At 56.8% G+C, this 7681-nt stretch carries 6 protein-coding genes; 2 read left to right on the top strand and 4 right to left on the bottom strand.

Features of this window, described 5'->3' with window-relative positions; translation table 11 throughout:
• Positions 1–2703 (top strand): Ig-like domain-containing protein (locus LGT44_RS07825; RefSeq protein WP_230333554.1); only part of this gene is annotated, 2703 nt, incomplete at its 5' end.
• A 101-nt stretch (positions 2704–2804) separates the two neighbouring features.
• Here the strand turns inward: LGT44_RS07825 and LGT44_RS07820 are convergent.
• From LGT44_RS07820 to LGT44_RS07810, 3 genes are all read right to left on the bottom strand, one after another.
• Positions 2805–3389, bottom strand: a complete 585-nt coding sequence (locus LGT44_RS07820) for a phosphoheptose isomerase (RefSeq protein ID WP_456243405.1) — start codon at positions 3387–3389, stop codon at positions 2805–2807.
• 71 nt (positions 3390–3460) lie between these two features.
• Complete coding sequence (locus LGT44_RS07815) at positions 3461–4420, bottom strand: M56 family metallopeptidase (RefSeq protein ID WP_230331818.1); 960 nt, start codon at positions 4418–4420, stop codon at positions 3461–3463.
• Positions 4392–4874: a BlaI/MecI/CopY family transcriptional regulator gene (locus LGT44_RS07810; RefSeq protein ID WP_230331817.1), complete on the bottom strand. Its 483-nt coding sequence runs from the start codon at positions 4872–4874 to the stop codon at positions 4392–4394. The genes LGT44_RS07815 and LGT44_RS07810 overlap by 29 nt, the downstream gene beginning before the upstream one ends.
• 227 nt (positions 4875–5101) lie before the next feature.
• On the opposite strand from LGT44_RS07810, the gene LGT44_RS07805 reads away from it, so the two are divergent.
• Positions 5102–7183: a TonB-dependent receptor gene (locus tag LGT44_RS07805; RefSeq protein ID WP_230331816.1), complete on the top strand. Its 2082-nt coding sequence runs from the start codon at positions 5102–5104 to the stop codon at positions 7181–7183.
• A 28-nt stretch (positions 7184–7211) separates the two neighbouring features.
• Here the strand turns inward: LGT44_RS07805 and LGT44_RS07800 are convergent, their stop codons facing one another.
• A complete protein-coding gene (locus LGT44_RS07800) occupies positions 7212–7667 on the bottom strand; it encodes a YraN family protein (protein ID WP_230331815.1) in 456 nt (151 codons plus the stop codon).
• Positions 7668–7681: the final 14 nt, after the last annotated feature.

Below are 7681 nucleotides of genomic sequence, written 5' to 3'. Positions count from 1 at the left end.
CAGGATGCTGCGGGTAATAACAACACGGCGGCAACTCAGCTGGCGGTTACTTACGATGCGACGGCACCGACGGTGGCTATCAGTGGCGCCAGTGGTGTGGTTAATGGGCCCTTTACCGCAACCTTTACGTTCAGCGAAGTGGTCGGTGATTTTGTGGCGGCAGATGTCACGCTGACCAATGCCACTCCCGGTGCTTTTGTCACAGTCAGCCAGACTGAGTACCGTCTTGAGGTAACTCCGGCAGCGCTTGGTCAGGTAACGGTAACGGTTGCTGCCAACAGTGCGCATGATGCTGCGACTAACGGTAATCCCCAAAGTACTCTGTCAGTCAATTATCAGGATTCGGTACCTACGCTCAGCCTGCAGGGACCGGCCCTGGCGACCGGAAGCTTTACCCTCACGCTTGAGTTCAGCGAAACCGTTACAGGTCTAGAGGAAACGGATATCACCGTTGCTAATGGCAGTGTTCAGCAGCTGACCGGCAGTGGTGCTCTGTACAGTGCAGAAATTCTTCCGGCAACCTTGGGGTCTGTAGTCAGCATTAGTGTTGCAGCAGGCGCCGTGAAAGATCTGAGTGGTCAGGATAATCAGGCTGCAATGCTGATGGTGTTTACCAACAATAATGGTTCTGTTGGTATTTCTGGTCTCGCCGTAGAGGGCCAGGTTCTGTCAGCGCAGGTGAATGATGCTGACGGTATTGATGATGCTACTCAGGTTTATCAGTGGCTGTCGGATGGTAACCCGGTTGGAAGTGCAGCAACTTACACCATTGTTGCGGGTGATGTTGGTCACAGCATCAGTCTGCAGGTCAGTTACACGGATGATCTTGGCCGTGATGAGCAATGGACATCCGCCGCAACCGGTACTGTGATCAGTATTCAGCAGTACGCTCTGGATACCATTTCAGCTGCTGCCGGAAGCGACGTTAATGCCGCACTTCTGACGGTTGTTCAGTACCGTCAGGCCGGACTGGATTGGCCGGATAACGTTGGCTTTACCCGTATCCTGCCGATTCTGAACAGCGCAGTTGCCCGTTCTCAGTCTGATGATGTCAATGAGTTGTCAGAGCTGGAAGCCCTGGTTGCCCTGATTATGGAAGCCCAGGACGATGACGGTGATGGCCTGCCGAACAGCCTTGAAGGCACAGCGACGACCGATCGCGATGGTGACGGCATTGTTGACCGTAAAGACACCGACAGCGATCAGGATGGTCTGTCTGACCGGGTTGAGCAGGGTCTGGTGCTGACCGACACCGACAGTGACGGCATTATCGATTTCTTCGATGCCGATATCGATAACGATGGCAATGTCGATGATGGCCGTACCGACGACAACCTTGATGGTGCGGAAGACAGTCTGATGACCGTTGAAGGTTATCGTGCAGCCAATGCTCTGGCGGATGCTGACAGTGATGGCCTGCTGAACAGTCAGGATCTGGATTCCGATAACGATAGCATTGGCGACATCGTGGAGAATCGTCTGGCCGATGTTGATGGCAATCTGATGGTGGATGATGACCGCATTGAAATCGATGACAGTAACGATCTGATCGACGATAACAACGATGGCATCTTTAACTTCCTGCAGCTGAGCAGTGATGGTATTCAGACGGATTTCTCGCGCACTGGTTTGCCGAAGCTGCTGGATGCCGATAACGATGGACGTCTCGACAGCACTGGGGATGTGGACCGTGATGGCCTGATTGACGCTGTGGATAACGCGGTCGGGGCCTTCGGTTCTCTGCCCGATATTGATGGTGATGGTATCCCGAACCATCTGGATGATGATGATGACGGTGACGGCATTCCGGATGCGGACGAAAATCCGCAGCTGGGCTTCTTTACCGGTCTGGATGTTGATGCCGATGGTATTGATGATGGCGTTGATTACGATGTGAACGGCCTGATCAGCGGCACTGACACCAATGCGAATGGCGTACGTGATGACCGTGAGATGCCGGATCACGACAACGACGGTATCGCTGACCATCTGGATCCGGACTCCGATAACGACAATGTCACCGACGGAGAAGATCCATCAATCAATACCGGCGATGATGTAACGACCGCTACCGGTGCATTCAGTCCATTAATGCTGCTGATTGCCGCGGCACTGGCGATGGCCGGACGAATGGCTGCGCGGGTGCCTGTGCCGGCATCAGTGCCGACATTGTTGCTGGTCGGCATGCTCTGGGCGCCGCTATCACAGGCCAACAGCACGCAGCCGGCCAGTGAATTGGCGGTCGATGATATGCACTGGCTGCTGGCCTGGGGCGTGGGCTATAGCTGGCTTAGCCCGGAAGTACACGGCAATAATAAAGTCACCGACGACGGCGGGCTGGCCGGGCATTTTGCCGCCGGCCTGCAGCTGAACGATGCCTGGCAGGTTCGCTATCAGTACAATATTCCGGGTTCTGCCGAGGTTAACAGCGCCGCTATCGAATACACAGTGCACAGCCTGCTGGCGCAATACAGCCAGCCACTGCAGGGGCAGTGGCGCTGGATGCTGGGAGCGGGAGCCTCGCAGATTGACGTTGATGTGGCAGCGGGCTTTAACGCGGATCTGGATAGCGAGATCCAGCTGAGCCTGCAGGCCGGTGCCAGTTATCAGCTGCCCAACAATATCAGCATTGCTTTACAGGCAACCCGCTATTCGGGTGATGTGCAGACCCTGATGCTGGACTTCAGCCATCTGATTCCCTGATAGCGGCACAGGTGTAAGCAATAAAAAACGGCCCGGGCATGTGAATGTCCGGGCCGTTTTTTTATGCGCCGCGTTTGTCGCGGCCAGAATGCTGTGTAGGGTTATTCTTCGCCGAACAGTGAGCAGTCAATCAGGTCGCACAGGCAGTGAATCACCAGCAGGTGAACTTCCTGAATCCGCGCCGTTATATTGGACGGTACCCGCACCTCAACATCGTCACGGGTAAGGAGTGACGCCATATGGCCACCGTCTTTACCGGTTAAGGCAACTACCGTCATATCGCGCTCGTGGGCGGCCTGAATGGCCTGCACCACGTTGGCGGAGTTACCGCTGGTGGAAATGGCCAGCAATACGTCGCCGGCATTGCCCAAAGCACGGATCTGCTTAGAGAAAATCTCGTTATAGCTGTAATCGTTGGCGATTGAGGTCACGGTTGATGAGTCGGTGGTCAGCGCGATGGCCGGCAGGCTCGGACGCTCACGCTCAAAGCGGTTCAGCAGTTCGGAAGAAAAGTGTTGGGCATCGCCGGCGGAGCCGCCGTTACCACAGGTAAGAATTTTTCCGCCGCTGAGCAGGGCATTCACCATAATCTGCGCCGCGCGCTCAATATAAGGTGGCAGCTCTTCTGCTGCGTGGGTTTTGGTTTCGATACTGGCGCCAAAATGGCCGATGATCCTATCCTGCACAATAACGCTCCGGGAGTAACAGATGGGCCATCATAAATGAGCCATGAGACAAAACCAAATAACAGTGATTCTCAGAGAAATAATGTATCCAGAAGCGGATGCAGCCAGTGGCTGAAAAGCGCCACCTGAGCGCAAAGCAGCAACACCAGCAGCAACCAGCCATCGGCACTGCTGCAAGTGGTTATCTGTTTCTCCGGCAGCAGCGCCTGTATACGCACGCCACTGGCCTGGGTCGCCATATCGGTCTGCGGCCGCAGTTGCAGCAGCAGGGTGGCCAGTTCCTCAGGTGCGTAACCCTGGCGGGTGACATAGGAGTCGCACTGTAATTCACAGTTCAGCGCAAACTGTTCTTGCAGGGCTTTGCGTGCCTTTGGCAGCCACAGCAGGCAGGCCCAGTGCAGCAGGAACTTACGCAGGTTATCGCGCCGCAGAAGGTGGCAATGTTCATGCAACAGCACCATGGCCGACTGCTGTGGCGTCAGCTGTTGTTGTAGCGCACTGGACAGATAGATCCGTGGGCGCCAGAGCCCTGCACACCAGGCCAGAGGTAACTGCGAATGAATCAGGCGGAAGTCTGGAGCTGCGCTGCTGTTACCGGACGGGTTACCTGCTGTGCTGAGCAGATCCACACTGGCCAGACGCTGACGTCCGCGCCGCAACTGATGATTGAACAGCAATAATGCAAACAGCAGCAGAGCGCTGACAACGCCTGCCAGTACGGCTCCGGTCAGCGATGAGGAACTGACATCCGGCACATGGGGGCCACACAGCTGCCCATGGCAATGGGCGCTGTGCAGGGCGCCGGTCAGTCCCGGATTCATCAGCAGAAACACCACCCAGAAAGTCACGACCCAGGGCAGCAGGGCGTACAGCATCAGCAGGCGGGACTGCTGCTGTGGGCGGCTGTTGCGCAGTGTTTTTTGCAGCAGCGGCAACAACAGGGCCACCAACACCGATGACGCCGTCAGGCTAAACGCACTGGCCAGAAGAATATCGGCCAGCTCAGGAATCATGGTCAATGCAGGAGTCATTGTTTGCGCTGCGGCTGTTGTGGCCTGTGCCGCAGCTGTCAGGCTCGTCATTCAGAGCCTGATGCAGACGATCTCCCATGGCCGGTGCCACATCCGCTAAATAATCGATAAAGCCCGACAGCATCGGCGCCATATCGCCGCCACTGAGGTCGGCGGCAATATCGTGCAGCAGATTGCTGATCAGCGCCTGCTTCTGCAGCACAGCACTGTAAAAAAACGCCCGGCTTTCTTTACGGCGCTGCAGCAGGTCTTTGCGGTGCAAACGCTCCAGTGTGCTTTGCACGGTATTCAGCGAAATGTCTTCCTGCAGGCTGGCATGCACCTGCTGCACCGACAGTGCCCCCTGTTGCCAGAGCACTTCCAGAATGGCCAGTTCACGCTTTCCCAGTGCGGGGGTGCGTGAGCGGGCGGCCGGCAGTTTCAGCCAGCGGGTTAAATCGGTGCTGCGGTTCATGAGTCGTTTGGCCGTTTCTTTCTTTTGGGGGCACAGGTTCCGGCGCGGATTGCGCGTCCGTTGTTTCCATCTTTATACCTGCCATACAGGGCGAACACCGAGCCGTTATCGGTATTCATTCGGGCTGATAAGTTCGTCAGCAGATGATGATATTTTCGTTAACAGGGCCGGTGGCGGCAATTGTTGAGAGCCGCCTTACGCCGCTTAAGTGGACAATGAGGATAAAGATGAAAATTCAGCCAGCCGGTTTTTTGTTATTGGGGTTGCCTGTGTTGGCACTGGCGCAACAGGCACCGCTTAACGATAACCCGGCAACAAATAGTGCATCTCTGGATACCCAGCAGGTCACAGCCAGAAATCAACTGCCGGGCGAAGCGATGTCGGCTTCGCAGGGGTATGTCACAGGTGAAGAAATTAATAGCCGGCCGTTATTACGCACCGGCGAAGTGCTGGAGCTGGTGCCCGGCTTAGTCGTCACCCAGCACAGTGGCAGCGGCAAGGCGAACCAGTATTTTCTGCGTGGCTTTAATCTCGATCATGGTACCGACTTCGCCACCTTTGTTGATGGTATGCCGGTCAATATGCGCACCCATGGCCATGGGCAGGGTTATACCGACCTGAATTTTATTATCCCGGAAAGCATCAGCGCGCTGAGTTATCAGAAAGGCAGTTACTACGCCGATGTCGGTGATTTCAGCGGTGCCGGCAGTGCCGCCCTGCAGACCGCCGATGCCTTTGCGCAGGGTCTGGCGCAGCTGAGTCTGGGCGAAGATCAGTATCGCCGGGCGCTGTTGCTCGACAGTCTGAGCAATGCTCAGGGCGACTGGCTGTATGCACTGGAGCGCAATACCTACGATGGCCCCTGGAGTGATATCCGCGAAGATCTGGATAAAACCAGCCTGCTGCTCAAACATCGCCGCACACTGGCCGGCGGCAAGCTGAGCCTGTCCTTTATGGGCTACGACAATCAATGGAACAGCGCCGACCAGATTCCGCAGCGCGCGGTCGACAGCGGCCTGATCGACGAGCTGGGTTCGCTGAATGACAGCGTGGGCGGCGAATCCAGCCGCTACAGCCTCAATGCCATCTGGCAGCGTGAGGGTGTTCAGGCTTCGGTCTATGCCATCCGTTACGACATGAACCTGTGGTCGGACTTCACCTATTTTCTCGACGATACCGTCAACGGCGATCAGTTTGAGCAGGTCGATAAACGCTGGATCTACGGCGGTCAGGTCAGCTACCTCTGGCACTCAGAGATGGCCGGACTGGCGATGAGCAACCGTATCGGCGCTGACCTGCGCTATGACGATATCGGCGAAGTCGGTCTGTACCGCAGCAAGCAGCGCCAGCGTATCGGAACCGTACGCAGCGACCGTGTAGGCGAACTCAGCAGCGGCTTCTATGGCGAAAACACCCTGTACTGGAATGAACGCGTGCGCACCGTGCTCGGCCTGCGCTACGACCACTACCGTTTTGACGTGCAAAGCCGGGTTGGCAGCAATATCAACGGCGTCGATCTGCGCGCCAACAGCGGCAAAGCCAGCGATGACAATATCGCCTTAAAAGGCAGCCTGATCGTGGCCCTCAACCGCGACTGGGAAAGCTATCTGGCGGCGGGGCAGGGACTGCACTCCAACGACGCCCGTGGCACCACCATTCAGGTTGATCCGGCCGATGGCAGTGCGGTTGCGGCGGTTGATCCGCTGGTGGATTCAATGGGCTATGAGGTCGGTGTGCGCGGTGTTATGGCCGGGCGTCTGAGTACCTCGCTGGCGCTGTGGCAGCTGGATCTCGACAGTGAATTGTTGTTTGTCGGCGATGCCGGTAACACCGAAGCCAGCCGTGCTTCACGGCGCAAAGGGCTGGAAATGACGCTCTATTATCAGCTGAACGAGCGCTGGAATATGGATCTGGAATACGCCTGGACCAAAGCAGAATTACGCGGCAATGCGGCCGGGGGTAACGAGATTCCCGGGGCGGTGCGTAATGTGCTGCAGGCGGGCATCAGCAGCCAGCGCGGCGCGGGCTGGTTCGGCAGTCTGCGCCTGCGCTACTTTGGTGAACGGCCGCTGGTGGAAGATGGTTCGGTGATGTCTGACCCGACCACGGTGGTGAATCTGCGCAGCGGCTACAGCCTGGACAGCTGGGTGTTCAGTGCCGATGTACTCAACCTGTTCGACAGCCGCGATCACGATATTGATTACTGGTACGCCTCGCGTCTGGCGGGTGAAAGCAGCGAGCAGGAGGATATTCATTACCATGTGATCGAACCGCGCACTGTGCGTCTGGCGGCGGCCTATCAGTTCTGAGGCGGGTGCTGTCTGTTGCTATACGGGGTCAGCCAAACACATTCTGCAGCCACTCAAACTGCACCGGCTGACCACTGCCCGACATCACGTCAAAGCGGCAGTCCGGCGGGTTTGCGCCATAGTGTTGCTGCAGATAGTGCCGGGCGGTTTTGAGTAAGCGCTGTTGCTTGTGGTGGGTGATGCTTTCGGCGCCGCTGCCGTGGCTTTGGCTGGCGCGGTACCGCACCTCAACAAAGACCAGCACTTTGCCGTGACGCATAATCAGGTCGATTTCACCGCCGCGGATGGTGTAATTGCGGGTAACGGCTTTCAGCCCCTGACGCTTAAGGAAGTGTTCGGCGGCCTGTTCAATCTCGGCGCCTTTTTTACGGGTTGCAGGTTTACGGGTTGCAGGCTTTTCTGCAGTACAGGTTTCAGCGGCAGAGGAATTCTCTGCCGTTTGTTCTGAATCCTGCGGGTTTTTGTCTTTGCGGGTAAACCACATGGCATCCTTGCCTC

The organism is Thalassolituus alkanivorans, assembly GCF_020447205.1.
Classification (GTDB): Bacteria; Pseudomonadota; Gammaproteobacteria; order Pseudomonadales; family Oceanobacteraceae; genus Venatoribacter; species Venatoribacter alkanivorans.
This window is presented reverse-complemented; position numbering and strand designations above follow the sequence as displayed.

Coding starts and splice junctions, on each gene's coding strand:
- LGT44_RS07815 (WP_230331818.1), bottom strand. CDS start 4,420: ATGACTCCTGCATTGACCATGATTCCTGAGCTGGCCGATATTCTTCTG.
- LGT44_RS07810 (WP_230331817.1), bottom strand. CDS start 4,874: ATGAACCGCAGCACCGATTTAACCCGCTGGCTGAAACTGCCGGCCGCC.
- LGT44_RS07805 (WP_230331816.1), top strand. CDS start 5,102: ATGAAAATTCAGCCAGCCGGTTTTTTGTTATTGGGGTTGCCTGTGTTG.
- LGT44_RS07800 (WP_230331815.1), bottom strand. CDS start 7,667: ATGTGGTTTACCCGCAAAGACAAAAACCCGCAGGATTCAGAACAAACG.